At 58.8% G+C, this 25,640-nt stretch carries 24 protein-coding genes and 3 pseudogenes; 17 read left to right on the top strand and 10 right to left on the bottom strand.

Annotation, left to right across the window (positions count from 1 at the left end):
- Positions 1-30 precede the first annotated feature (30 nt).
- The gene (gene alaE / locus AD663_RS15970) at positions 31-231 is read right to left on the bottom strand and encodes an L-alanine exporter AlaE (protein ID WP_003182639.1); all 201 of its coding nucleotides are present in this window, start codon (positions 229-231) and stop codon (positions 31-33) included.
- Between the two features lie 102 nt (positions 232-333).
- Positions 334-615, bottom strand: a pseudogene (locus tag AD663_RS15965) (LysR substrate-binding domain-containing protein); the annotation flags it as partial.
- Here AD663_RS15965 and AD663_RS28435 point away from each other — a divergent pair.
- A pseudogene (locus tag AD663_RS28435) lies at positions 608-745 on the top strand (hydrolase); the annotation flags it as partial. The pseudogenes AD663_RS15965 and AD663_RS28435 overlap by 8 nt on opposite strands.
- Before the next feature lie 225 nt (positions 746-970).
- Here the strand turns inward: AD663_RS28435 and AD663_RS15960 are convergent.
- Positions 971-2,623: a hypothetical protein gene (locus tag AD663_RS15960; RefSeq protein ID WP_053214116.1), complete on the bottom strand. Its 1,653-nt coding sequence runs from the start codon at positions 2,621-2,623 to the stop codon at positions 971-973.
- Positions 2,624-3,031: 408 nt separating this feature from the next.
- On the opposite strand from AD663_RS15960, the gene AD663_RS15955 reads away from it, so the two are divergent.
- Positions 3,032-4,015 (top strand): lipase, encoded by a 984-nt coding sequence (locus AD663_RS15955; RefSeq protein WP_003182632.1) that lies wholly within the window; start codon positions 3,032-3,034, stop codon positions 4,013-4,015.
- A 272-nt stretch (positions 4,016-4,287) separates the two neighbouring features.
- Here the strand turns inward: AD663_RS15955 and AD663_RS28920 are convergent, their stop codons facing one another.
- Positions 4,288-4,566 carry a hypothetical protein gene (locus AD663_RS28920; protein WP_157062719.1) on the bottom strand — a complete coding sequence of 93 codons (279 nt, stop codon included), beginning with the start codon at positions 4,564-4,566 and terminating at the stop codon, positions 4,288-4,290.
- 44 nt (positions 4,567-4,610) lie between these two features.
- Between AD663_RS28920 and AD663_RS15950 the strand changes: the two genes are divergently transcribed.
- Positions 4,611-5,315 carry a TetR/AcrR family transcriptional regulator gene (locus AD663_RS15950; RefSeq protein WP_003182619.1) on the top strand — a complete coding sequence of 235 codons (705 nt, stop codon included), beginning with the start codon at positions 4,611-4,613 and terminating at the stop codon, positions 5,313-5,315.
- On the top strand, positions 5,305-6,090 hold the full coding sequence (locus tag AD663_RS15945) for a pyrroline-5-carboxylate reductase (protein ID WP_053214115.1): 786 nt from the start codon (positions 5,305-5,307) through the stop codon (positions 6,088-6,090). The genes AD663_RS15950 and AD663_RS15945 overlap by 11 nt, the downstream gene beginning before the upstream one ends.
- A gap of 58 nt (positions 6,091-6,148) precedes the next feature.
- Here AD663_RS15945 and AD663_RS15940 read toward each other — a convergent pair whose 3' ends face one another.
- Positions 6,149-8,185: an NADH:flavin oxidoreductase gene (locus AD663_RS15940; RefSeq protein ID WP_053214114.1), complete on the bottom strand. Its 2,037-nt coding sequence runs from the start codon at positions 8,183-8,185 to the stop codon at positions 6,149-6,151.
- Positions 8,186-8,394: 209 nt separating this feature from the next.
- Between AD663_RS15940 and AD663_RS15935 the strand changes: the two are divergent.
- The 3 genes and pseudogenes from AD663_RS15935 to AD663_RS15925 all read left to right on the top strand — a co-directional run.
- Positions 8,395-8,802, top strand: a pseudogene (locus tag AD663_RS15935) (electron transfer flavoprotein subunit beta/FixA family protein); the annotation flags it as partial.
- Positions 8,803-9,062: 260 nt separating this feature from the next.
- Positions 9,063-9,962, top strand: a complete 900-nt coding sequence (locus AD663_RS15930) for a glycine betaine ABC transporter substrate-binding protein (protein WP_053214113.1) — start codon at positions 9,063-9,065, stop codon at positions 9,960-9,962.
- A gap of 79 nt (positions 9,963-10,041) precedes the next feature.
- A complete protein-coding gene (locus tag AD663_RS15925; RefSeq protein ID WP_256217220.1) occupies positions 10,042-10,782 on the top strand; it encodes a dimethylsulfonioproprionate lyase family protein in 741 nt (246 codons plus the stop codon).
- A 46-nt stretch (positions 10,783-10,828) separates the two neighbouring features.
- On the opposite strand, the gene AD663_RS15920 is transcribed toward AD663_RS15925, so the two are convergent.
- From AD663_RS15920 to AD663_RS15910, 3 genes are all read right to left on the bottom strand, one after another.
- Complete coding sequence (locus tag AD663_RS15920) at positions 10,829-11,662, bottom strand: hypothetical protein (protein WP_033046108.1); 834 nt, start codon at positions 11,660-11,662, stop codon at positions 10,829-10,831.
- A 203-nt stretch (positions 11,663-11,865) separates the two neighbouring features.
- Positions 11,866-12,393, bottom strand: a complete 528-nt coding sequence (locus AD663_RS15915; protein ID WP_033046107.1) for a DUF2867 domain-containing protein — start codon at positions 12,391-12,393, stop codon at positions 11,866-11,868.
- Between the two features lie 21 nt (positions 12,394-12,414).
- Positions 12,415-13,059 carry a DJ-1/PfpI family protein gene (locus AD663_RS15910; protein ID WP_003182608.1) on the bottom strand — a complete coding sequence of 215 codons (645 nt, stop codon included), beginning with the start codon at positions 13,057-13,059 and terminating at the stop codon, positions 12,415-12,417.
- Between the two features lie 126 nt (positions 13,060-13,185).
- Here AD663_RS15910 and AD663_RS28430 point away from each other — a divergent pair, with 126 nt between their 5' ends.
- Positions 13,186-13,737 carry a TetR/AcrR family transcriptional regulator gene (locus AD663_RS28430; protein WP_003182606.1) on the top strand — a complete coding sequence of 184 codons (552 nt, stop codon included), beginning with the start codon at positions 13,186-13,188 and terminating at the stop codon, positions 13,735-13,737.
- Between the two features lie 233 nt (positions 13,738-13,970).
- Positions 13,971-16,037 (top strand): maltose alpha-D-glucosyltransferase, encoded by a 2,067-nt coding sequence (gene treS, locus AD663_RS15900; protein WP_003182604.1) that lies wholly within the window; start codon positions 13,971-13,973, stop codon positions 16,035-16,037.
- A 114-nt stretch (positions 16,038-16,151) separates the two neighbouring features.
- Here treS and AD663_RS15895 read toward each other — a convergent pair whose 3' ends face one another.
- A complete protein-coding gene (locus AD663_RS15895) occupies positions 16,152-16,544 on the bottom strand; it encodes an ester cyclase (protein ID WP_003182603.1) in 393 nt (130 codons plus the stop codon).
- 76 nt (positions 16,545-16,620) lie between these two features.
- Positions 16,621-17,514: a LysR substrate-binding domain-containing protein gene (locus tag AD663_RS15890; protein WP_003182601.1), complete on the bottom strand. Its 894-nt coding sequence runs from the start codon at positions 17,512-17,514 to the stop codon at positions 16,621-16,623.
- A 225-nt stretch (positions 17,515-17,739) separates the two neighbouring features.
- Between AD663_RS15890 and AD663_RS15885 the strand changes: the two genes are divergently transcribed.
- From AD663_RS15885 to AD663_RS15850, 8 genes are all read left to right on the top strand, one after another.
- Positions 17,740-18,819 (top strand): ABC transporter substrate-binding protein, encoded by a 1,080-nt coding sequence (locus AD663_RS15885; protein WP_003182598.1) that lies wholly within the window; start codon positions 17,740-17,742, stop codon positions 18,817-18,819.
- Positions 18,820-18,886: 67 nt separating this feature from the next.
- Positions 18,887-19,960: an ABC transporter ATP-binding protein gene (locus tag AD663_RS15880; RefSeq protein WP_003182596.1), complete on the top strand. Its 1,074-nt coding sequence runs from the start codon at positions 18,887-18,889 to the stop codon at positions 19,958-19,960.
- Positions 19,947-20,819, top strand: a complete 873-nt coding sequence (locus tag AD663_RS15875) for an ABC transporter permease (RefSeq protein WP_003182595.1) — start codon at positions 19,947-19,949, stop codon at positions 20,817-20,819. The genes AD663_RS15880 and AD663_RS15875 overlap by 14 nt, the downstream gene beginning before the upstream one ends.
- Before the next feature lie 6 nt (positions 20,820-20,825).
- On the top strand, positions 20,826-21,623 hold the full coding sequence (locus AD663_RS15870) for an ABC transporter permease (RefSeq protein WP_003182593.1): 798 nt from the start codon (positions 20,826-20,828) through the stop codon (positions 21,621-21,623).
- Positions 21,620-22,762, top strand: a complete 1,143-nt coding sequence (locus tag AD663_RS15865; RefSeq protein WP_003182591.1) for an FAD-binding oxidoreductase — start codon at positions 21,620-21,622, stop codon at positions 22,760-22,762. The genes AD663_RS15870 and AD663_RS15865 overlap by 4 nt, the downstream gene beginning before the upstream one ends.
- Positions 22,752-23,105 carry a (2Fe-2S)-binding protein gene (locus AD663_RS15860; protein WP_003182589.1) on the top strand — a complete coding sequence of 118 codons (354 nt, stop codon included), beginning with the start codon at positions 22,752-22,754 and terminating at the stop codon, positions 23,103-23,105. The genes AD663_RS15865 and AD663_RS15860 overlap by 11 nt, the downstream gene beginning before the upstream one ends.
- Positions 23,102-24,478 carry an NAD(P)/FAD-dependent oxidoreductase gene (locus AD663_RS15855; RefSeq protein WP_003182588.1) on the top strand — a complete coding sequence of 459 codons (1,377 nt, stop codon included), beginning with the start codon at positions 23,102-23,104 and terminating at the stop codon, positions 24,476-24,478. The genes AD663_RS15860 and AD663_RS15855 overlap by 4 nt, the downstream gene beginning before the upstream one ends.
- Entirely contained in the window at positions 24,471-25,631 is a 1,161-nt protein-coding gene (locus tag AD663_RS15850; protein WP_033046104.1) for an FAD-binding oxidoreductase, read from the top strand. Before AD663_RS15855 ends, AD663_RS15850 begins: the two co-directional genes overlap by 8 nt.
- Positions 25,632-25,640: the final 9 nt, after the last annotated feature.

Raw genomic sequence — 25,640 nt, 5'->3', positions numbered from 1 at the left:
TAACACCGGTAAATAACCGGTGCTGTCCGATCAGGCTGAGCCACCCATAGGTCTCGCGACGGGCACCATCAACGCTGCGCCCAGAAGGCGCGCATGAAGAACCTGATCCCATGTCATGCCGGCAATGAAGCGTTCATTGATAATGCCGGTGGTTGTGAAAAACAGGATCAGCGCCGTTGTGTCTGCAAAAAATGCAGTTCGACGCATTGACTGTTGCGGGCGTCGAATCAAATCACATCTCCTGTCTTGGCTTGGACAAACAAAGCGTTGGACCTTGATTCACGCCCGTCGCTCCCTCAGCCAACCCTACGATAATGCCCTCAGGGCTTCATCCTGATGTGACACCGGCCCTGCGGTCGCGGGTGCCCCGTGCGCCTTGATGTAGTCAGGGCTCGCGACGAGCTTGGTGTAGACCGGGCCAATACGCCTTGCGATCAAGTTGGAGTCATGGAGGTAACCCACCCGGATTGCGCAATCGTACCCTTCGGTGATGAGGTCAACGAAGCGATCGCTGTAGCAGGTCTGCATATGAAGCTGAGGATGGCGGCGTAACATTTCCGCCAGTACAGGCGCGAAATGAGTCGGACCGAACGAGAGTGGGACCGCGACGCGCAAGCAGATGTACTGCGAACTGCAGCGCGACTGGGCGCGCGAAGTGACCGTGCCGGGCTTTATGGGCGTGTTTGCGAACTTCGACGGGTTCAATGCTGAAAAGGCCCTGGAGGAGGCGGGCAAGAAGGCCTGATCAGCGGGTAGTTGATGAAGGTGGCGCTCGCGAAAGCGGGCGCTGCCTTTATTTAGAAGGAGCCCATGGGTTTTCGAGTGATGTGGCTGGCAGCGATCAGCGATGCCAGACTTACATAGATATGCAAGGCATCCTTCGAAAGGTCGGTGACTGTAATGTTCCTAGCCCTGATCCAACTAAATCCAAAGGTTAAGGAAAAATTACAATGAGCGCCGAGGAACGCTGCTACACGATATCGCTATCATCCTGAGCAGGGGGGCGCATGGGCGCTGAGGACGATGCTTGGCCCTGCGTAACTGCGAGCGGCTGCATGGGTATGTCCTGACCCGGAATGGCTTGGCCTTGAGAAGTGTCCACCGTTCGTTGCCTAAGAGCTCCAATGCTTTTGTGCCAGGTCGATTGAGAGGTGGTGCCAATGGCGCTAGCGGCGCTGGTGACTCCATCCTTTGCCGCTTGAGCTGCATGTTTGGTGTGATTGGCCCCTGAAACAGCTGTCTCCTTGGCAAATTTGACACCGGCGAGCGATGTCTTGAGCGCAAGCTCACCGCCCTTGACCGCCACCCTGCCGACTGCATCTGCGCTCCCTTCTATTGCTTTTGGTACATGGGCATCGACCACCGCAGTGGCTTTTTTCGGCACTGACCCACCTAGCGAGGCGCCAGCTGCCCACAGCCCGAAAGCCAGAGTACCCAATACATTTTTTACACCCTCCGAGGCTGCGGTAGCCGCCACTTTTCCCAGCTCCTTAGACTTGGCTAAATTAGCTGTGGCGGCTGTAGCCGCGCCCATCGCAGAAAACCCCCCAATCAGGAGACCGTTTCCTACAACACTGACCGGGTCTGCTATCTCTTTCAAGGCGTCGCCGCTGATGACCGCATTCAGAGCCGTAGCCGCGCCTTCACCAAGGCGCGCGGAGACCATCTTAACCAGGGCAGTGGCATCGAGATCCTTTAAAGTCTCGAAGTCATCCAGCCATTCGGTCTCTTGAGCGACAGGCTTATGAGCCTGCCCCTCAGGTACAGCATCTCGACGACCATAGAGCATTGCAGGATCAGCTAAATGGTTCGTGCGATCGCGGCTCACATTGTAATGTTCAATTGCCATACCCACGATGATAGCCGTGACTGGACGCAGGGCGGGTTGCAGGATTGCATCCAGGTTCTCTTTGCCAGCAGCCGTCATGGCAAGCGTCGACGCGTACATTGCGGTATTACGTACGGCAAACCCGGTGAGCCATTTATTGGCTTCGTCGAAGGCATTGCGCAATGGACCTTTGTCCAATGCCAGCAGCTTTTCCGCCACCGATGCTTGCAGCGACGGGTGCAGTGTGTCGCTATCGGGTTTAAGGTAATAACCAGGCTTGAAGCCTGCAATCATCTTATTGCCGGCAGCATCAGCCATGCCGGCATACAAGCATGACATAGCGTTCTCTATAGCCGCTTCGCGTACTGTATTGGCATGCTGGCCCGCTACCTGGAGGATGGACGGCTTGAAATTACCTGCCTCGGTAAGCGCCGCAAAGGGCGTTCCCCCCATACCTGACTTTATTGACGCAAACAGTCTGTCGGCTCTGGCTGCGTTTTTCTCCGCCTTCTCCATGTCATGGACGTTGTAGCCTCCTGCCTCTAACCGTTGAGCACGGTCATCGCGAATGGCGTTCAGCTCCGTGTTGCGCACGCTTGAGGCCGGGGCAGCGGGTTGACCGGAGCCAGCGTCTGTTTCGAGGTGAGCCTCGAAATGTTTTTCAAGCCGCATGCTCATCGCTAACCCGATAGCGCCGAGGTTAGGAGAGTGAGGGGCCTGTTGCACTGCATCGTGCTGTAGCTCATCAGGTACACGCGTCTGCTCGCGGCTTGCACTTACATTAATCGTATCCATGGCATTACCCTCTGGTGATCGGCAGATAGAAGAATGCAAACGATCCCGGTGGCCTACGCACCCACCCATAAATCACTCCCCGCTTCGACACATCTCAACCTGGACGCTATGAGCGGCGACATTCTTAAACCTGAGTGACCGTGGTGGAAAAAACGTTCCAAAAGGAGAGCGGTTAATTCATTAATTTATTCCCATCACTGTAAGCGTCTGCCCAACTCACCTTGCGTGAGTCAGACAAATACCCGCTGATGTGGCAGCAAGCCTGGCCGGAATAGCCCAGCAGGCGGCATCACCCTCGCGCTTGAAAAAATTGCGTCTACACTCGGTCTTGCTGGCCCAGAAGGATCGACGGCTGCCATAGGTTTTCGTTGGGTCCTTTGAAAACTTTCTTCGAGACAAGGAGCAGTCATGACTACCCCAGACACACTTCTGCAAAGGCAAATCAGTCTTACACATGCTTTCGTGGTCAATAATGCGGCGTTGTATTCGCAGTCCTGGAAAGACATCAAGAACCCCACGCCGAGCCAGGTCAAAGACAATATTCTTACGCGCCTCAATGGCTCGAAGGTAGGCGGTGGCTATGCCGTAGCTTGGGGCCCCGCGCTGGTAACGGATGGCGAGTACACGGCGCACATCACCGTGGTGCTGACCGGCGGGAGAAGTGGGAACGACATCGTCGTGGTGACGAGTGGGACCCTCGCGGATTCTTTGAAGGATCAGGTGGACGATCTCGATATTTTCCCAATGGTGCCGTTGCAGAGCGTTATTCCGGGCTACCAGGGGGCGGCGAGTATTGCCCAAGGAACGGCGGATGGTGTTAACGCGATACTGACGACGGCCTCTAATTCTCAGGGCACACTGAGCGATTTTCTAGGAAAGCAGCAAAGTGGGACGAACATCCGTTTGGTTGGTCATAGCCTCGGCGGTGCACTCATGTCAGTGCTCGCGCTTTATCTGAAGGACAAATTTCCGGGCTTCACTTTCTTCTGCGAGACCTTTGCTGCGCCCACGGCGGGAGATGGCTTTTTCGCCAGCTATTTCAATAAGCAGATGGCCGGTAATGCGCTGCGTATCTACAACACCCTGGATGTTATTCCGATGGCGTGGTGCGCAACGTCTCTCGATTACTCTCTGACCCTTTATGAGAGCAATCCCATTGATAAAGACACAAGGAACACGGTGTGTTCCGGCATAGACAAGGTTGTGAATAACAACCTGAACTATACGCAATGGGGAATGGGCAGCGCGAACATGGAGCTGCGGCTCTGTGGGAAACCCCAACCCGACTGCACAAGCTACAAGTCTCAAACCGGTTATCAGCACATCTATGAATACATGACACTGGTGGGCCTGCAGCCCGCCGATATACCGATGCCGCCGTTCGGCAGCTAGTAGGGCAGGCTGGGTTCAAACACCTGCGCCGTGCGACAGAAACACCCTTCAATCTGACCCTAGAGGCCCGTAAGTGATCGTCCGTTAGATTGGCCGTGCGCTGCTCAAGCATCAGCGCACGAATTTTTGTGTTTTTTCTCGACTAACGAATCGCTGAAGGGCAATGAGATCACCCAGACCATCCTGATCCCTGGTTACATCTCTTGCTGCTTCGGCAAGAAAATAGACCCCTTGGATTCGAAATAGCTTAGGTCGCGACTCAAGACTGTTTCTCAAGCGTCGACCGTCTCCGCCAGATGGGTCATCAACCACTGGCGGAAGCGGTTGACGCTTTGTCTGAGGCGTGCACTGCTAGATTCATGATGGCGGCTCGTTATTGTTTTTGGGTTTGAGTCTTTTGCCTGTGGGAGATATTTATCCAGGTGCACTTCGTAGACAAACCATTTTAAGTCAATGGCCCATGAGTTTTTATCATTAATGATTTTGTTCTCAAGGGTATTGAAATGGAGAAGAGTCAATAAAATGTTCTTCGGTGTACATTTATCGGTCATCAAAGTACATTTGCGTTGCGCATTATTGAAAAGAGGTATGCAGGATGACCCAGTTAGGAAAGGCTCGTGGCAAAGCCCAGGACGCAGGTTGGCGGGGCTCGCCAGAAGGCTGGTTGGAAGCGGCCTACGAGGCCCTCAAAGAGTCGGGCATCGATTCGGTTCGGGTCATGCCTCTGGCCAAGCGCTTGGGTTTGTCACGCACCAGCTTCTACTGGTTCTTCGAGGATCGCGAACAACTGCTGGCGGCCCTGCTTTCTCGCTGGCGGGAGACCAATACGGGTGGCTTGATTCGCCAAAGCGAAAGTTATGCCGAAAGCATCTCCGAGGCGATCCTGAATGTGTTCGAGTGCTGGCTCAATCCGCAGCTGTTCGACTCGCAATTCGAATTCGCGGTACGCAGCTGGGCGTTGCAGTCGGCTGAGGTCGCCCAAGAGGTCACGACTGTGGACGAACAGCGGATGACCGCTCTTGCGAACATGTTCAAGCGCTTTGGCTACGATAGCCCGAGTGCCGATGCGCGGGCCCGGACGATCTATCTGACCCAGATCGGCTACATCACCATGAACACCACCGAGTTGATCACCGTGCGCTTCCAGCGCATTCCCCATTACGTGAGCATTTTCACCGGGAAAGTCCCCAAGCAGCGCGAGCTGGATCGTTTCTACGGCAAGTTCGGCTACGCCGAAATCGAGTCCGGGGTTTTCGTGCCCTTGACGGACACGTTCGAAGGCGCTGCCAATGAGTCATGAAACCCTGGGCATCATTGGCGGAACCGGCTGGCTGGGCGGCGCGATCGCCAAGGCCATGCTGGCCAAGGCATTGCTGCAGGCGGGCAACCTGGTTATCTCCAACCGCTCGGGCAGTCATCCGTTGGCGCAACAAGGTGCCTGCCTGGTGACGGATAACCAGGCGTTGGTGGATCGCAGCGACATCGTGATCCTTGCGGTTCGACCCGAGCGTTTCGCCAACCTGAACATCAAGGCGACTGGCAAAACAATTATCTCCCTGATGGCCGGGATCAAGGCGCAGACGATCATGACGCAGACCTCGGCTTCGGCGGTCGTGCGGGCGATGCCCAACGCGGCGGTGGAAATCGAGCAGTCCTTCACGCCTTGGTATTGTGCTGGGAAGATAGAGGCGACAACGAAAAGCCTCGTGCAACGCCTGTTCGAATGCGTGGGTACAGCCGCTGAGGTTCAGCAAGAGGACTTTATCGATTACCTTTCGGCGCTCTCAGGCACCGGTCCGGCTTTTCCTGCCTTGCTGATGACTGCGCTGGCCAATCAGGCGATGGCTGCCGGCATTCCTTCTGACATCGCACAGCTTGCGGCGAAGAACGTCGTGGTAAACAGCAGCCAATTGTTGGCCAGCCATGACGCTCAGCAGATGATCGATGCCTTGGTGGCCTATCGGGGCGTGACGGCCGCCGCTTTGCAGGCGATGAGCCACAGTCATTTCGAAGAGCAGATCGGCAGGGCATTGCAGGAAGGGGCGGCGGTGGCCCGCAAGGGGCTCCAAGCCTGATCAAGCCTCGTGCTGAATATAAAAAACACCCCTGATCCATAAGGCCAGGGGCATGACTTTAGATGTCTTTGAGCAACCGTAGCGCGTCATAGATGGCGGCATGGGTATTACGCGCTGAGACCGCGTCGCCGATCCGGAACAACTGGAAACGGCCTTCAGGGTTGGTCACGATATTCTGGGTTTTCCCGGCGATCAGGTCGTGCTGCTCCACCGCGCCGTTGTTGCTCGAGTGCGGGCGCAGGTCGAAGTACAAGTCGTCCAGGGGAAGGGTGCCGTGGTTGACCACGACCTGATCGACCACTCGCTGCTTGTGCACCTGGCCATAATCGCTACCGAAGTTGGCAACCAACTGGCCGTCGCGCTTCTCTACGGAATCGACCCGATAGGTGACCGTGAAGGTGACGTTAAGGTCTTGCAGGCTACGCATGTAAGGCACCAGGTTCATCGCCATCACCTCCGGCGCAAACGACCGGTCCGGCGTGACGATTTCCAGTTTTGCACCGCTGTTGGCGATGACCTCGGCGGCCTGTAGCGCCGCGTGGTCGCCCGCATCGTCGAAGATCAGCACGTTCTGGCCGGGCTTGACGTCGCCGGAAATGATGTCCCAGGTCGACACCACCAGTTCATTACCCTGCTTGAGTACCTCGGTGTGCGGCAAGCCGCCTGTGGCGACGATCACCACGTCTGGTTTTTCCGCCATGACCGTCTCGGCCTCGGCCCAGGTGTTGAAGTGGAACTTCACGCCCAGTCGTTCGCATTGCGCCATGCGCCAGTCGATGATGCTGATCATCTCGCGACGACGCTCGCTCAACGCGGTCAAGCGGATTTGCCCGCCGGGCTGATCGGCGACTTCGAACACCGTGACGTCGTGGCCGCGCTCACCGGCGACCCGCGCCGCCTCCAGGCCCGCCGGGCCGGTGCCGATCACCACCACCTTGCGCTTGGCCGGCGCCTTGGGGATGTCGTGGGGCATGGTGGTTTCGCGGCCGGTGGCGGCGTTGTGGATGCAATACGCCGCGCCGCCCTGGTAGATACGGTCCAGACAATAATTGGCGCCGACACAAGGGCGAATGTCTTCTTCGCGTTTTTCGATGATCTTGCGCACGATGTGCGGGTCGGTCATGTGCGCCCGGGTCATGCCGATCATGTCCACCTTGCCCGAGGCGATGGCGTGACGCGCCGTGGCGACGTCCGGGATCTTGGCCGCATGGAACGTCGGGAAGCCGGTGGCCGAGCGAATCTCGCCGGCAAAATCCAAGTGCGGAGAGTTACGCATGCCCTGGATCGGAATCACATCGGTGAGGCCCGCATCGGTATCGATGTGCCCGCGCACGACGTTGAGGAAGTCCACCAGCCCACTGTCCTTGAGCATGTGAGAAATCTGGAGGCCGTCACTGGCACCGAAGCCGCCGGGCAAGTCTTCATCGCCGGTGTAGCGCACCCCGAGCAGGAAATCTTCGCCGCAGCGCTGGCGGATGCCGCGCAGGACATCGAAAGTGAAGCGCAGCCTGTTTTCCAGCGAGCCACCGTAGGGACCGTCGAGGTCATTGGTCAGTGGCGACCAGAACTGATCCATGAGGTGGCCGTAGGCCTGTAGCTCCAGGCCATCGAGCCCGGCCGCCTTCATGCGTTCGGCGGCATCGACGTAGTCTTTGATGATGCGATCGATGTCCCATTCTTCCATCTTTTTCGGGAAGGACCGATGAGAGGCTTCACGACGATGGGAAGGCGAGACCACCGGCAGCCAGTCAGCTTTGTCCCAGCGCGTGCGCCGGCCCAGGTGGGTCAGTTGAATCATCACCGCCGCGCCATGTTCGTGGCATTCGTCAGTCAGGTCCTTCATCCATCTGACCACTTCATCCTTGTACGCCAGCACGTTGTTGAACACGGGAGGGCTGTCACGGGAGACAGCGGCGGAGCCGGCGGTCATGGTCAGCGCGACCCCGGCCTTTGCCCGTTCGACGTGATAGGCGCGGTATAGATCCTTGGGCATGCCGTCGACAGGATACGCGGGCTCATGGGAGGTGGTCATGATCCGGTTTTTGAGGGTCAGGTGCTTGATCTTATAGGGTTGCAGCAGAGGGTCGCTGGACATGGTGTTGCGCTCCGGGAACAGAACATCAGGCTTGGTTTTGACATGACAGTATGTTTAATGTTCGTTTGTGTCAACGATTAGGACACAGGTGTACATTTCTCTTGCTTGACGGAAAAACCAGGATTACCATCCAGTCGAAACAGGGGGCCGGCTCGTGCGGTCGGTCATCCCGCATTGATCCAAAGTGCCGGGGGGCAGTGCGAAGAACTATGAAAGTGCTCGTTGCGGTAAAGCGCGCCATCGACCCGAATGTGAAAGTCCGGGTGAACGCCGACGGTTCAGACGTCGAGCTCAATGGCGTGAAGATGGCCTTGAACCCGTTCTGCGAGATCGCGGTGGAAGAGGCGATTCGCCTCAAGGAGAAGGGACTGGTATCCGAAGTGGTGGTGGTCTCGGTGGGCACGTCGGCCGCCCAGGAACAACTGCGCACGGCCTTGGCACTCGGCGCGGACCGCGCGCTGCTGGTCGAGACGAGTGCGGTACTCGAACCGCTCAACGTGGCCAAGTACCTGAGCAAAGTGATCGACCAGCAAAGGCCACAATTGATCCTGTTCGGCAAACAGGCGATCGACCAGGAAAACAATCAGGTCGGGCAAATGGTCGCGCAGTTGATCGGATTACATGTGACTGGCGGATTTGTTCGAGGCCTTGCCGGCGCTCGAAAAAGCATTGTGAATGCTGACATTTATAAGCTCCGCCAAATGGCGGAGGAGGGCCGAAACACCTAAATACGTGAAGGGTTTTCGCATAACTAGAACTTATCCATGCATAACATTAAATCCCTTGAGGAGGGCGATGGCACTCTGCTTTGATGAGGGAACGTTAATTCTTCTGCTGCCCTGCCAATAACTATTAATACAGTACGCGGAGATGCATCATGATGACGTTATCCAGTAAAACTTGTATCGGCTGGCTTGCAGCCCTGGCGATGGCCGCCGGTAGCCTGAGTGCTCACGCCGAGGAACCCACGCCTATCCGTATTGGATGGGTGAATTGGTCGGATACGGAAATCGCTGTAAAGCTGGCAGATACGGCATTGCGCGACCACTTGAAGCAACCGGTCAAATTGGTACTCGCCGATATTGGCATTCAGTTCCAGGCCCTGGCTAACGGCAATATCGACCTGATTCCGATGGTCTGGCTGCCGAGCACTCACAAGGCGTTCTATGACAAATACCAGGACAAGCTCGAAGACCTCGGCGTGCTGTATGAAGGTCGGATCGGCATGGCGGTGCCAACGTTTATTCCTACCAGCGAGATCGCCAGTGTCGAGGATCTGAATAAACCAGAGGTGCGGGAGAAACTCGGCGGCAAGATCCTCACTTCGGAAGTGGGTAACGGCCAATACAAGCTCACGGAAAAGGCCATCCAGGAATATAAGCTCGATGGTTACAAGATGGTCGCTTCTTCAGAGTCTGGAATGCTGAGCGAGCTGGATCGCAACATCAAGCGTGACAAATGGTCGTTGATCAACGCCTGGAGTCCCCACTGGATGTTCGCCAAGTGGCCGCTGCGCTACCTCGACGATCCGAAGCAGATTTTCGGGGGCGCCGAACAAATTCACGCGGTTGCTCGCAAAGGTTTCAGCGCCGAGCATCCTGATGTCGCCCGGTTTTTCGCCAACTTCAAGATTCCCAAGGCCGACCTTGAAAAGTTGATGTCGTCCGCCCGTGACAGCTCGGCAGACGAAGTCGTTGCAGAGTACTACGCCGCCAACAAGCCCCGCTTCGAGGCCATGTTCGGCAGCCAGACCGCCTCCGCGACACCGTCCCAGTAATGGCTGTCATCCGATAGTTGTGTTGCCATCTGATGCTCTTGATGAAGGGCATCAGATGCATCGAACGGACATTCAGGCGATGCCCTTGAAGACCACAGCTTATCGTCGCTTTACCCTTGAAGAAGCGATTGACTGGGTGATGCACCTCTGCGAAGCGAAGGGCTGCTCACCCGCGGTTGCCCTGAGGTCAATAGCGATGACAAACAGCACTGAAGATCCATCATGGGATCAGGCAATTATCCGTTGTACGGAGTCGCTCAGGCGTTCGCTTCACAGCGTCCTGTCGAACTGCGGTTGCGATAAGGCGCTAGCACACGCTGCGTCTCTAAGTACGGCTCAATGGAACATCAGGAAGACAGCGCAAACTTCAAATGCGCTGCCCCGGTGTTTGGAGCGCCATTTATCCGAGGCGCTCGACATTGCGCCCAGGACCGATGATGACCTGATATCGATACTGGCTGCGCTGAGCATGCTCTGGCCCCATCTCCCCTGGATAAACCGCCAAGCCCAGGCCGACCAGGACAGCGCTTTCGTGGAGCGGCATCGCCACGGCATGGTCGCCGGCCCTGGAGCGCTATTTGAGTGTTCCACGTTGACCTTGGGGTTGGCGCTGATGATGCCTGAGACCCGCTACCCCTATCACCAACACCCTCCAGCCGAGTTCTATCTCGTTCTTTCGCCGGGCGACTGGTATCGGGAGGACGTGGGCTGGTGGAGTCCTGGCGCGGGAGGCGTGGTCTTCAATCCGCCATCTTGTATCCACGCGATGAAATCGACGCAGGTTCCATTGTTAGCGGTGTGGGGGTTGATGCACGAGTGACTCGTAACACAGACCAATCAGCGAGACCTATGGCAGGATGTCAGTGTCAGGGAGCGACTAGTATGATCAGCTGCTGACTGGACGTTGTATTCACCGAAAATTGCGGACCTCTCATAAGTTTTCGGATGTCCTTGACCTCTCCCAGCATGAGTGCGTGCAGGTCGGAAGGCATCAGGTGTTCGGCGGCGTATTCGGTCCATGACCAGAGACTCCCGGACGGGTTGTTCATGTCCGGCTTGAGGGTGTGCCAGCCATTGGTGTCGCGCTGTTGTGTGAGGTTGCATGTGTCCAGGTAGAGCTGCCGGAGCTTGGCTTCGAACTCTGGAATCTTCACTCCCCAATTGTCGATTACACAGGAGCGGACGATCCCTTGAAGCTTCGGATGCAGGCCCGTGAGGATGGCGTTTTTCGTGGCTCGCACGGCCTTTTCGCGGTTGTCCCCGAAATAGGGGCCCTTGGCTTTCGCGCTGTCCAGAGCATCTTGCATGGCTTTCAACGTAATGGCGTAGGCGTGCAGAATATCCCGACAGTGCTCTTGCTCGGCATCGCGCCCATCCACAGAGTGCGCAGCGTCGATTTCCACATAAATCTGTCGGTTGCCTGCCCCTGGGACATAGTTCGTGACGCCGCCGGAAATCATCAAGCCGGTGGGATAAAAGCCCGGTGCCAGATGGTAGGCCTCATTGTCGCCCTCGTAGGCTCTTTGCAGGATTTGCACATGGGCTGACCAGCCTTTGAATGGTTTCTGCTGACAGACAATGTTGAACTTGGGGCTCAATGCATGGCTTGGTGGGGAGGTGATGCCACAGTCCATGGAATCTGCCTGCTTGGCATCAAGCTCCTCTCGGGTCTGGAGTTCGGTCGAGAAGCGAGCGAGCATACTGCCTCCTTGGCTGTTGCTATTCGATTGTAAGGGCTGCATATGAATGGGGGCGCTCGTAGATGACGCCCGAGCCGAAGATGAAAGCATAGATGATAGTTGCAGTATTGCCCGTTGGCCTGGAGGAGGTAGCCGGGCTGGCGATTGCTCGCTCGGCACACGCCTGTTGGGTCGGACAGGCGGTGTGCAGAGTGGGCGTAGGCTTACAACGAAGCCAGCGGCCAACCGACGCGCGCTGCACGCAGCAGGCTGGCCTTTACTACCAAACGGTGAAATGGGGCAATAACGAAAATGTAGGCCCGGCCTAGACGGTTGTGGCAGTGGACCACGGTTGAAAAAACCAGTTGGCGACTGCCTTCGGGTTCTGCCTCTCCAGAACATAGGACCGAAATCCGGAAATCGAGGTGCTTATCGTCCTCTCCCAAAACGATTTCAGTCTGGTTTGTGCTGTAGACCTTGAAGATACCCACCCGATCAGCAAGGGTTGCCAGATGCCTGGCTGTCTTGAGACCCAAACAGGCAACCATCGTGTCTCGGACTTGCATGAGCCATCCGATCCAGGATGGCTGGTGGGAAAGGATGAATCGAGCCAGCAGATCTGGATTGCTGGATGTGCCCGCAGGGAGGCGAATCGCAAAGGCGTCTGCCAGGTTCATCGACTTGTAGAGGTGGGTGATGCCGGACCTCGAGGGGACTGGCACGGCCATAATAAGCTCAAATTCTCGGGGCATTGGGGATCTCCTGAGTTCCAATTACCAATTTGACGACATGCCATGTCGCGTTTCTTGTTGGGCGGCGCCCACTTCTCCTTGTCGGATGCTGAGCCCGATCAAGGCATCATAGAGCGCTTGCTGCCCAGCTGGCAGAACCGGGAGCAACGTCGCTCGGCGCTTTTGGGCACCGAACCAGGATTCAACCAACCAACCCACCAGATAGAGCGCCGAAAGGCATCCGCCTGCGGTTGCAACGTTCCCCTGGCATACAAGAGGCTGGTCCAGGGATTTAAGTCCCAAGGCTTGCAAGTTCGATCGTGCATCCGGGTGTGTAGTTGCCTGGCCGCTGAGCAGCCCAAGCCGTTCGAGAATGAAGGCGCCGGCGCATATGGAGCCGATTCGCTGGCGCCTGGGGTCAAGCTCAAATGACGGCAGGAAATCTGGCGCGGCAAGTGCGGCGGGTATCCCTTCCTTGCCGCTGACGAACAATACCGCATCGGCACTATTGGCCTCGGAAAGCGGACCGTGCACCGAAACAGGCAGGCCGTGCGCCGATCGCACGATAGCGCTGGCACCTAATATCCGGACGTGCCAGTCTTCGGTGTTGCGGCCTAGAATGTCCCACATCAGGAATAGGTCGATATCGGTGAATTGGTCGAAAGCAACCAGAACGATTTTCTTCAAGGCGAGCTCCATGAGACGTGCTGGCGTGCAAAACGCAACGGCCATCTTGGCTGGTGTTCGCAGCGTATCAATCGGTTGCGCGCCATACACAGCCTGTATGGCGCTAAACAAGGAGCGAAATAACCGGTGAAAAAGCTGACTCGTAGCCATTGGATCGCGGCTGGTTTTGAGGCGCTCGACCAGATAGGGCATGTCGGCGTTTCGGCCGAGAGTCTATCGCGCCGATTGGATGTGACCCGCGGATCGTTCTACCACCATTTCCGCAATCGTGAAGACTTTGTCCGCACCTTGCTGGCTGCTTGGGAAGAAGACTACACGGAGCGCATGCTCGCTCATGCGGCGCAGGGTCGTAGCGCGGGCGAAATATTGAAACGCTACTTGAGTATTGCCGCTGAGAAACAACCTGGGCGGGAAGTTTCCATTCGCGCCTGGTCGCTGCACGATCCGTTGGTAGGTGAGTTCCAGCAGCGTGTTGACGCGAAACGACTGGATTTCGCGATACGGACGTGTCGCCGCCTGGCGCATATGCCAGGCGAAGCAGAAGTGATCGGCCACGTGGCTCATCTGTGCCTGATCGGTGGTCAACAGGCAGGGCTGCGGCGTGACGCCGAGCGCTTCAACAGTTTCATGCATCGAGCTTTTTCACTGTTCCAAGGGGCTCTTGCGCCGTGGCGGTAGCTTCGTTAGAGAATTTGGTTGACCGTTTTAGATAAAGCCACTCGCCCGGCTCGCCTCAGCGGTTTCTATCCAGGTCGTCTGGTGGTGTTGAAATAGCAAAGCCTCTGCTTATCCATCAGGCCTTCTCCCGATCCAATGCAACGAATGTCGCCTAGTAGCCTCATATAAAAACAAGCGGCGCCTGGGATGGAGAGGGGCGACTGGGTTTTTTCATGACAGAGGTGGTTGTTTCCATGACGGCAGCTGAGAAAAATCATGTCGACTGGCTGGTCGAACAATCGATGCTCGCGGCTGCGAGGAAGCGCGCCAAGCTCTACTCAGGGCAAGGACGATTGTGGCAGCAGCCCTTCGCACATACCCGGCCCCGCGATGCCTCGGCATTGGCTTCGGTGTGGTTCACCGCGTATCCGGCATCCATTGTTACTCGCGAAGAAGGCACCGTGCTGGAGGCGCTGGGGGATGAAACCTTGTGGCATGCGTTGTCGAGAATCGGTATCCAGGGCATTCACAATGGACCGTTGAAAAGGTCCGGCGGTCTTTCGGGCACTGAGCACACACCTACGATTGACGGAAATTTCGATCGCATCAGTTTCGACATCGACCCGCAGCTGGGCACCGAGGCGCAGCTCCAAGCGTTGACCCGAATGGCCGCCGCGCATAACGCGGTCGTCATCGATGATGTCATCCCGTCTCATACCGGCAAAGGCGCGGATTTTCGCTTGGCCGAAATGGCGTATGAAGACTATCCGGGGCTCTACCACATGGTGGAAATCCGCGAGGAGGATTGGCCGCTGCTGCCTGACATTGCCGAGGGGCGCGATGCGCAGAACCTCACTCCGCAGCAGGTAGACGTCTTGCGCGACAAGCACTACATCGTCGGTCAGTTGCAACGGGTCATCTTCTTCGAACCGGGAGTCAAGGAAACCGATTGGAGTGCGACGCCGATCGTGATGGGTGTTGACGGCAAGCCGCGACGTTGGGTTTACCTGCATTACTTCAAGGAAGGGCAACCTTCGCTGAACTGGCTTGACCCGACCTTTGCCGCTCAGCAGATGATCATCGGGGACGCGCTGCATGCCATCGACGTCATGGGCGCGAAAATTCTACGCCTGGACGCCAACGGATTTCTTGGCGTCGAACGCAAACTCGACGGTACCGCCTGGTCCGAAAGTCATCCGCTGTCGATCACCGGAAACCAGCTGCTCGGTGGAGCGATTCGCAAGGCAGGCGGTTTCAGTTTTCAAGAGCTGAACCTGACCGTAGACGATATCGCCGCCATGTCCCACGGAGGGGCGGACCTCTCCTACGACTTCATCACCCGACCCGCCTACCAGCATGCGTTGCTGATGGGCGATACCGAGTTCCTGCGCTTGATGCTGCGGCAGATGCACACCCTCGGCATCGATCCCGGGTCGCTGATTCATGCATTGCAGAATCATGATGAATTGACCCTGGAGCTGGTGCATTTCTGGACCCTGCACGCTCACGATACTTACCTCTATCAGGGCCAGACCTTTCCCGGCGGCATCTTGCGCGAGCACATCCGTGAGCAGATGTACGAACGCCTCACTGGAGAGCATGCGCCTTACAATCTGAAATTCGTCACCAACGGCGTGTCCTGCACCACCGCGAGCATCATCACGGCAGCGCTGGGGATTCGTGACCTTGACGCAATTACTGCCGCAGACATCCAGCAGATTCGCCAGGTTCATCTGCTGCTGGTGATGTATAACGCGATGCAACCTGGCGTGTTTGCCTTGTCAGGCTGGGACTTGGTCGGCGCGCTGCCGTTGCCGGCGGAACAGGTCGAGCATCTGATGGGCGACGGCGACACACGTTGGATTCATCGCGGTGCTTACGATCTCGTGGACCTTAATCCCGATGCGGTATTGTCGGCCGGCCAGATGCCACGTCCGAAGACCTTGTACGGCAGCTTGCCAAGCCAGTTGAAAGATCCGGATTCGTTCGTCTCGCAACTGCGCAAAATCCTCGCTGCGCGTCGTGCCTATGACATCGCCGCCAGTCGCCAGATACTGGTTCCGGACGTCGAGCATCCAGGACTGTTGATCATGGTCCACGAACTGCCGACCGGCAAAGGGACCCAAATCACTGCGCTGAACTTCGGTTCCACGCAGATCACTGAAACCCTGCACCTGCCCAATATTGCACCGGGGCCGGTGGTCGACATCATCAATGAGCGGGTCGAAGGTGATCTTACGCCTGAAGGCGAATTCACCATTACGCTGGATGCATTCGAGGGTCTGGCACTGCGGGTGGTGAGCAGCTCACCCTTGATCTAGCGGCACCCGTAGAAATCGAGGTGGTGGGTCGCTCAACCACCTCGCTGGATTTTAAACCCGGCTCAACACAGTTTTGACTGGGAAAACAGCCTGCGACGAACAGCGCTGCGCCATCTACGCTGATCGGAGCTGAGCTTCGATCGCCTCCTTGTCGATGACCGACCAGACCTCGCGGATCCTGCCGTCTTCGAAGGCGTAGAAAACGTGTTCCTTGAAGGACACCCGTGCCCCGTTCACCGCAAGGCCCAAAAACGTCCCGATCGGGCAGCAATTGAATGCCAGGCGAGCCGCCAACTTAGGTGGGTCAATCACCAGGAAATCCATTTCAAAGCGCAAGTCGGGAATATCCCGATAGTTCGCTTCCAGCATGCTTCGATAGCCGTGCAACCCTAATCGTCGCGCGTTGTGTACCACCTCCGGGTGCACATAATGGCCTAGGTTTTCCCAGTCCTGCGCATTCAGGCAGGCGATATAGTCGCGATAAAGATCTGCAAGGGTCGAGGTCATGGGCTGATTCTCCGCTGCCTGTCTGTTTGTTCAGAAATTGATGGGTGAGCGATGGCTGGAAAGCCAGGACACCGGGTCATGCGTCTTCCACGTCTCGATAATAGGCCTTCAACGTATCGACGAACTCCTCGGCCAGTCGCGTCCGTGTGGGTGCGGTCGGCCATATCACATAGGTCGGAAAGAGGATGTCCGGGGTGAATGGCCTGACCACGATGTCCCGATGCAGATAATCCTTGGCGACCAGCGGGTGGGCGAGGGTGATGCCCATGCCGAGCGCGACCATTTCGCAGTTGATCGCGCTGTACTGCGCCTCGACGGCCATTATCCGCTCGACGCCTGCCTGTTCGAACAAGCCATCCACCTGTGATCGAGTGCCGTCGCCATGGCAGAGTGAAACGAATGGCTGGCCTTCGAGGTCCTGGAAGGTAATCTGCGCCCGTGCCGCCAGTGCATGCGTGCGAGGCAATACGCACACGGCCGCTTTTTCGGCGAGCAATTCGATCTGCTCGCTGTTGACGTCGCCGGGATGAACCACGATGCCGATGTCGCAAAACTGCGACTTGACCCATTGCTCCACTGTGGGCGAGGAGTTCACGTGCAGCGACACCGTGAGTTCGGGCCGCGTGACGGTGAAGTTCTTGATCACTGCTGGAAGCAGGCTCAGGCCGGTCGACGGTACCGCTGCTACACGCAAACGCCCGGTGCCCAGGTTGCGAATGTTCTTCGCCGAATGCTTGAGGCTGTCGAGGCCGACATAGGCGCGTTCCACTTCATGAAAAAATGCCTGGCCTTCCTGCGTGGGGACCAGCCGCGCGCCTGCGCGCTTGAACAGGGTCAGTCCGGTGCTCAGTTCCAACTGCGCGATCAGCCGGCTGACATTGGGCTGCGAGGTATATAGCACCTCGGCTGCCGCGGTCATGGAGCCCAGTCGCATGACGCTGCGGAATGCTTCGATTTGCCTGAGATTCATGCTTGCCCTTCATATCAAATATGAATAGTTAACCGGGATATTCTGATTTGACCATATGGATGGTGCATCGCAATACTCCCAATCAGCAACCCCATAGCGCACCTGAAGATGCGCCATCGGCGCGAGGTATTCGCCGACAACATGCAGCGTGCTGCATGGCTTCGATTGACGCCGAAGCAACTGACGCATTGTTCGATCTGCCCCCACGCACTTCGGAGATAGTCTGTGAATAGCCCTAACTCGACCTCAGCAATACCGCCGTTCAGTCCCCTGGCCCGCATTGCCACTGCTGTCACCGTGACCCTCTTGGGGCTGGGCAGTAGCGGCGCCGTTTTCGCCGAGCCGACGCTGTATGTCGCGGGTGTGGGCGGATCAACCGAGCAGATGTACAAGACCAAGGTTATTCCGGCCTTCGAGAAGCAGCACAACGTCAAAGTGATCTACGTCGCAGGCAACTCGACGGAAACCCTGGCCAAATTGCAGGCCCAGAAAGGTCGCCAGCAAATCAACGTGGCCATGATGGACGATGGGCCGATGTACCAGGCGTTGCAAATGGGACTGTGTGCAAAACTCAGCGATGCGCCGGTCTATCAAGACCTCTATCCGCTCGCGCGAATCAGCCCTGAAGCGACCGGGATCGGCGTAGTCGCCACCGGTATCGGCTACAACGAAGAGGCCTTCAAGAAGCGTGGCTGGGCCCCGCCCGATTCCTGGGAAGACCTCACCGATACACGTTACAAGCAATTGCTGGGCATGCCGCCCGTGACCAACACCTATGGCTTGCATACGCTGGTGCAGATGGCTCGTTTGCGCGGTGGTGGCGAAAAGAATATCGATCCCGGCTTCAAGGCGCTGAAGGACGAAATCGGTCCCAATGTCCTGGCCTGGGTCTCGGCGCCAGGTGAAATGGACGGCATGATGCAGAACGGTGACGTGGTCATGGCCGTGTATGGCAGCGGTCGTGCAATGGCGTTGCAGAGCACCGGCTTCCCACTCAAGTTCATCTACCCCAAAGAGGGCGGCATCGCCCTGCAGATCGCCGCCTGTGGCATCACGCCCAACGCGCAGCCTGAGCTGTCCCAGCAATTCATCCAATATGTGCTGTCGCCGCAAGTGCAGGAAATCCAGGCGCGGGAAAACGGTTTCGCACCGGTCAACAAAACCGTCAGTCTTGAGCCGGATGTCGCCGCGCGCATGCCCTACGGCCCGGAGAAGGTCAATGCCTTGATCAAGGTCGATTGGGACACGATCAACCAGCAGCGTAGCGAGTGGACGACGCGCTGGAACCGCACGGTCGAACGCTAGCGTCCACGGGCTCCGATCCTTCCCGAAACCTTTCTGGAGGCGCAGGCCCGGCCTGCGTGGCAAGCCAATGGCATTTCTTACGCTTGAAGGCCTCGTCAAGACCTATGGCAGTTTCAAAGCCATCGACGGCTTGGACCTGGAGGTGCAGCATGGTGAGTTCATCGCTTTGCTCGGACCCTCCGGGTGCGGCAAAACCACCACGCTGCAATCCATCGCCGGTTTCGTTCAGCCCACACAGGGGCGCATCGTTCTGGATGGCCGCGACATCACCCATGTACGGCCTGAGCAGCGGGGGCTGGGGATCGTCTTCCAGAGTTACGCGTTATTTCCCCACATGAGCGTCGCGCAGAACATCAGCTTTGGCCTGGAAATGCGTGGCGTACCCAAGGCCGAACGCCGCCAGCGCATCGACGAGGCACTGGCGCTGGTGCGCCTCGACGGCCTCGGCGAGCGTTACCCCAAGGCGTTGTCTGGCGGCCAACGGCAGCGGGTCGCCATTGCCCGGGCCCTGGCCATTCGCCCGAACCTGCTGTTGCTCGACGAGCCCATGTCCAACCTCGACGCCAAGCTGCGCGAGGAGATGCACATCGAATTGCGGGCGATTCAGCGTGACCTGGGCATCACTACCATTCTGGTGACCCACGATCAGGTCGAAGCCATGACCATGAGCGATCGCATCGCCGTGATGCAAAAAGGTCGGATCGTGCAGATCGACACCCCGTATGAAGCCTACGAGCGCCCGCATTCACCTTTTGCGTCGGCGTTCCTGGGCAAGACCAATGCTTTCGCTGGTGCCGTACAGGCTCGCAACGAACGGTGTTGCAACGTGCAGGTCAAGGACACGCTGCTGCATGTCCCCCATGAAGACCGGGCGCTGGGCAATGAAGTCAATGTCTACATCCGACCGGAAAAGATTCGCCTGACGGAGAGCGGCAGCGGCCGTTTGAACGGGCGCATCCGCTTGCGCGTATTCCTTGGCAATCTTTGGTTGATCGCGGTGGAAACCCACTTGGGCATGGTGCACATGACCCAGCCGAACCTGGGCACTCCGCCGCCCGATGAAGGCCATGAAATCGGCCTGGACTGGTCAGACGATGACCTTCGCCTGCTAGATCGGGAGGCTGCCCATGGCCAGGTATGATGCCGAGCATGTCGGTGCCGCGCCCTGGTTGCTCAGCGGTCCGGCGTTACTGGTGTTCATCGCGTTGCTGCTGGTGCCGCTGCTGCTGACGGCAGTGCTCTCGCTCAACCTGTTCAGCGATACCGAGGGCGTGTTGCCGGCCTACAGCCTTGGCAATTACCTTGAGGTGTTCAAGGACGGTTACTTCCACGACATCTTTTTGCGCACCGGTGGCCTGGCGCTGGCCGTGACAGTTCTTTGCGTGCTGTTGGGGGTGCCGGAAACCATCATCATTGCGCGCATGGCGCCGCGCTGGCGCTCGTTGTTCCTGCTGGTGGTGTTGGGGCCGCTGCTGATTTCGGTGGTGGTGCGCACGCTCGGCTGGGCGATCCTGCTGGGCAACAACGGCCTGATCAATGATGCCTTGCAGGCGCTGGGCATCACTGACCAGCCGGTGAAGATGTTATTCACCCAACTGGGCGTAATCATCGCGCTGACCCATGTGCTGGTGCCGTTCATGGTGATTGCCGTGTGGGCCACCTTGCAGCGCCTGGACCTGCAGGTGGAGTGGGCCGGATTGTCCCTTGGGGCCTCGCGGCTGACGGTGTTCCGTCGGATCATCCTGCCGCAAATCATGCCCGGCATCCTTTCTGGTTCGATCATTGTCTTCGCCCTGGCGGCGTCCGCCTTCGCCACCCCGGCGATCATCGGCGGTCGACGTCTGAAAGTGGTGGCGACTGCGGCCTACGACGAATTTCTCGGCACCCTCAACTGGCCCCTCGGCGCCGCCATTGCGATGCTCCTGCTGGTTGCCAACCTGATCATCATCCTGGGTTGCAGCAAGCTGGCCGAACGTCGTTTCAAGCAAGTCTTCGAGTAGCCGGCCATGCACAAGAACGGATTTTTCTCGCTGCTGTACCACCTGCTGTTCATCACTTTCATCGTCGCGCCGCTGGTGGTGGTGATGGCGATCGCCTTTACCGATAAGGGCTACCTGTCGTTGCCCACCGACGGCTTGTCGTTGCGCTGGTTCCGGGCGCTGCTTGAGAACCAGGAAATGCTCGACGCATTCTTCCTGTCGTTGAAGCTGGGCCTGTTTTCAGCCACTGTCGCGACGCTGCTGGCGGTCCCGGCGGCATTGGCGATCAGCCGCTACGAGTTCGCCGGGCGCAGCACGCTGACGGGTTTTCTGCTGTCGCCGCTGATGATTCCTTCCGTGGTGTTGGGCATCGCATTCCTGCGGTTTTTCTCCATGGCACAGATTGGCGGATCGTTCTGGGCGCTGAGCATCACCCACGTGATTGTGGTGTTGCCCTATGCCTTGCGGCTGACGCTGGCTTCGACCATCGGCCTGGAGCGCGACATCGAACAAGCAGCCCTGTCACTCGGCGCACGGCGCTGGAGCGCTTTTTATCGGGTGGTGCTGCCGCGTATCCGCACAGGGGTGATGGGCGGCTGGATGTTGGCGTTCATCCAGAGCTTCGATGAGCTGACCATGACCGTATTCGTCGCCACGCCAGGCACCACGACGTTGCCGGTGGCCATGTACAACCAGATCTCCCAGACCATTGATCCGTTGATCACTGCGGTTTCCACGGTGCTGATCATTGGAACCCTGTTGTTGATGCTGGTGCTCGACCGCATGGTCGGGCTGGATCGGGTATTGATCGGAGAAAGTAAATGAGCCAGGACAGGCACAATCCCGTGCAGTCGCAAGTGATCGTTATCGGCGGCGGGCTGGTGGGCATGGCGGTGGCCTATGGCTTGGCACGCAACGGTGTCGACATCCAGGTGCTCGATCAGGGCGATGATGCGTTTCGTGCCTCTCGGGGCAATTTCGGCCTGGTCTGGGTCCAGGGCAAGGGCCATGACCTCCCGGATTACTCGCGCTGGACTCGGTCTTCGGCCACTCGCTGGCCGGCGCTTGCCCAGGCGCTGATGGCCGACAGCGGTATCGATGTCCAGCTCAGGCAACCGGGTGGCTTCCATATGTGCTTCAACGACGAAGAACTGTTGGAGCGTCAGTCGCGGCTGCAAACCTTGCGGGATGCGCTGGGGGATTATCCGTTCGAAATGCTGGACGCCGCCGAACTGAAAGCCCGCTTGCCATTGATCGGCCCAGCGGTGGTCGGTGCCAGCTATACGCCTCAGGACGGCCACGTCAATCCACTGAAATTGCTTCGGGCCTTGCACGCCTCGGCCCAGGCCAAAGGCGTGCGATTGCTGGGTGGCGTGCAGGTCGAGCGCATTGATTGCGCCGCCGGCGAGTTTCGGGTGAGAGCCGGCCAACGCTGCTTCGTCGCGCCAAGGATCGTCCTGGCCGCCGGCCTGGGCAACGCGGCGCTGGCCCGGCAGGTGGGCCTGTATGCACCGGTAGCGCCCAACCGCGGACAAGTGTTGATCAGCGAGCGGATCCGGCCATTTCTTCACTATCCGACGCTCAACGTGCGCCAGACCGATGAAGGCACCGTACAGCTTGGCGATTCCATGGAGGAGGTGGGCTTTGATGACGGCACGTCCACCGAGGTGTTGGCCGCCATCGCCAAGCGCGGTGTCACGACCTTTCCCTTGCTGCGGGACGTGGGGCTGGTCCGGGCCTGGGGCGCATTGCGGGTGATGAGCCCGGACGGATTGCCCATTTACCAGCAATCAAGCGCGCACCCGGGGGCCTTCGTGGTCACCTGTCACAGCGGCGTGACCTTGGCGGCCGCCCATGCCCTGCGCATCGCGCCGTGGATCATGGGCGGGCCGCCGCCTGATGAGCTGGGAGTGTTTTCCGGAGATCGTTTTCTAACCGACAAGGTGTTTTCACATGCGCACTGATCCGCTGTTTCAACCGATCACCAGTGAGGTCAGGGCGACGCGGACGGTGAGCCTGACGTTCAACGATCAACCGCTGAACGTGCCCGCCGGCATGAGCGTCGCCGCTGCCTTGCTGATGTCTGGCATCGATCGCTTTCGCGCCACCCCGGTCAGTGAGTCGCCTCGAGCGCCGTACTGCATGATGGGCGTGTGCTTCGAATGCCTGGTCGAGATCGATGGCGTCCCTAACCGCCAAAGCTGCCTGATCGAAGTGGCTGACGGCATGCGCATCCATTCCCAGGAGGGCGCACGGGATCTGATCTATCGAACGATGAATGTCCAGGCCGTGGAGGTGCAGTCATGAACCCTGAAAGCGTCGAGGTCGTGGTGATTGGCGCGGGCGCGGCCGGCATGGCTGCGGCGACGCGGTTGGCCGGGTTGGGCTTGCAGGTGGTGTTGCTGGATGAGCAGGGGAGCCCGGGTGGGCAGATCTATCGAGGCATCAGCCTGGCACCTCTGTCACGGCGGGCTTTGCTGGGGCCCGATTATGCCCAGGGCAATGAATGGGTCCAGGCCCTGGCCGCTTCGAGCGTGCGTTATGAGAAAGGTGCATCGGTGTGGCAAGTGACCCGGGAGCGCCAGGTCAGTTATCTGCGTGAAGGCCGCCTGTATACGCTGGATGCCAAGGCCGTGCTGTTGGCCACCGGTGCCATGGAACGACCGTTTCCGATTCCTGGTTGGACCTTGCCCGGCGTGATGAGTGTCGGCGCCGCGCAGATCCTGTTGAAAAGCTCAGGCCTGGCACCGAGCGAGCCGGTGGTCTTGGCCGGCTGCGGCCCGCTGTTGTACCTGCTCGGCTGGCAGTACCTGCGGGCGGGTGTAACGATCAAGGCCCTGGTCGACACCACGCGGCCAGAAGACTACTGGCGCGCCCGTCGCCCCCTGTTTGCTGCCTTGCGGGCCTGGCCGTACCTGCGCAAGGGGTTGGAGTTGATGCGCAGCTTGCGTGCTGCCGGTATTGCTCACCACAGCGGTGCCGAAGACTTGGCAATCGAAGGCGAGCAGGCGGCGCAGGCCCTGACATTCAACGTTTCGGGCAAGGCGCAACGCATCGCCACGCGCTGCGTGCTGTTGCATCAGGGCGTGGTGCCGAACATCCAGTTCAGCCAGGCGTTGCGCGCCCGCCATGAATGGGACCCGCAGCAGCTGTGTTTCACTCCGGTCAGCGATCCATGGGGAGAACTGGATGTGCCGGGGGTCTATGTCGCGGGCGACGGTGCGGGCATCGGCGGGGCGCAGGCGGCGGCGTTGCAGGGGCAACTGACGGCGCTGGGAATTGCCGCGCGGCTCAAGGCGATCAGCGCTGCTGATCGTAATGAACAGGCTCGAAAGTTGCGCCTGCAACTTGAAGCCAATCTGCGGATCCGGCCCTTCCTCGATGCGCTGTATCAACCAAAGGAACAAAACCGTATTCCAGCCGACGAGGTGATGGTCTGCCGTTGCGAGGAAGTGACGGCAGGTGAGCTGCGCGGCTTCGTCGCCCTGGGCTGCGCGGGCCCGAACCAGGCCAAGGCCTTTGGCCGTTGTGGCATGGGACCGTGCCAGGGGCGCATGTGCGGCCTGACGGTCACCGAAGTCATCGCCAAGGCCCGGGGGGTGTCGGCGGCCGAAGTCGGGTATTACCGAATTCGACCGCCGATAAAGCCCATCACCTTGGGGGAGTTGGCCGGTGAGTGAGGCGAGTGGGCGCGTGGCGGATGTGCTGGTGATTGGCGGCGGCATCCATGGCCTGAGCACTGCGTTATTCCTCGCGCAAGCTGGCGTCAGGGTGACGGTGCTGGAAGCGGAGTATTGCGGCCGCCACGCCTCTGGCGTGAACGCCGGAGGGGTGCGTACCCTGGGGCGCCACACAGCGGAAATTCCGTTGGCCCTGGCCTCGCGGCAGCTTTGGCATGATCTTGAGAACAGCTTGGGCGGCGACGGCGGTTTTGTTCCCAGCGGGCAGCTCAAGCTGGCGGAGAGCGCGGCGGAGCTACTGGAGTGCCGGCTCCGTGTCGAGCACCTCCAGGCGTTGGGTTTCACCCACGAAGTGCTGATCGACCAGCACCAGGTGTTCGAGAAAGTGCCGAGCATTTCCCGGCATGTGACGGGCGGTATCTGGGTCGAGGACGATGGCTACGCGGTGCCTTACAAGACGGTCACCGCGTTTCGCCTGGCTGCGCAGAGACGTGGTGTACGGATCCACGAGAACACCCCGGCCCAGCGCATCGAACAAACCGGCTCTGGATGGCAAGTGCACACACCTGGCGGCTGTTTCAGCGCGGAACATCTGGTGGTGACGGCAGGCGCCTGGGCCGCCGAGCTGGCGGCGCAGGTTGGCGAGCCGGTCCCGGCCCATCCCGAAGGCCTGATGTTGATGGTCACCCATCGGGTCGCACCGTTCTGTGCCCCGGTGTTGGGCGCCACGACAAGGGCCTTGTCCTTCAAGCAGTTCGCCAACGGCACCGTCGTGATTGGTGGCAAGCTGATCGGGTCGTTGGATTTTCTCTCGCGCCATGGCGAAGTCGACATGACGCGTCTGGGCAGCAGCGCGCGCACGGTCACCGACTTGTTCCCCCATTTGCGACACTTGGGCGTCAACCGCGTCTGGGCCGGCGTTGAAGCCTTTACCGCCGATGACCTACCGGTGATAGGGGCCAGTCGCAAGGCCAGCAACCTCAGCTACTCATTTGGATTTTGTGGCAGCGGCTTTCAGATGGGCCCTGGCACCGGTAAACGCCTGGCCCAGCTTATTTTGGGCGAGCATTCGGACATCTCCCTGGAACCCTTCGCCATCGACCGTTTCGAAGTCACCGCCACTGTGACGGCTTCAAATGGCCAACCCACCTAAACCCTGTTG

It is taken from the genome of Pseudomonas sp. Q12-87 (assembly GCF_001269755.1).
Taxonomy (GTDB): domain Bacteria; phylum Pseudomonadota; class Gammaproteobacteria; order Pseudomonadales; family Pseudomonadaceae; genus Aquipseudomonas; species Aquipseudomonas fluorescens_S.
This window is presented reverse-complemented; position numbering and strand designations above follow the sequence as displayed.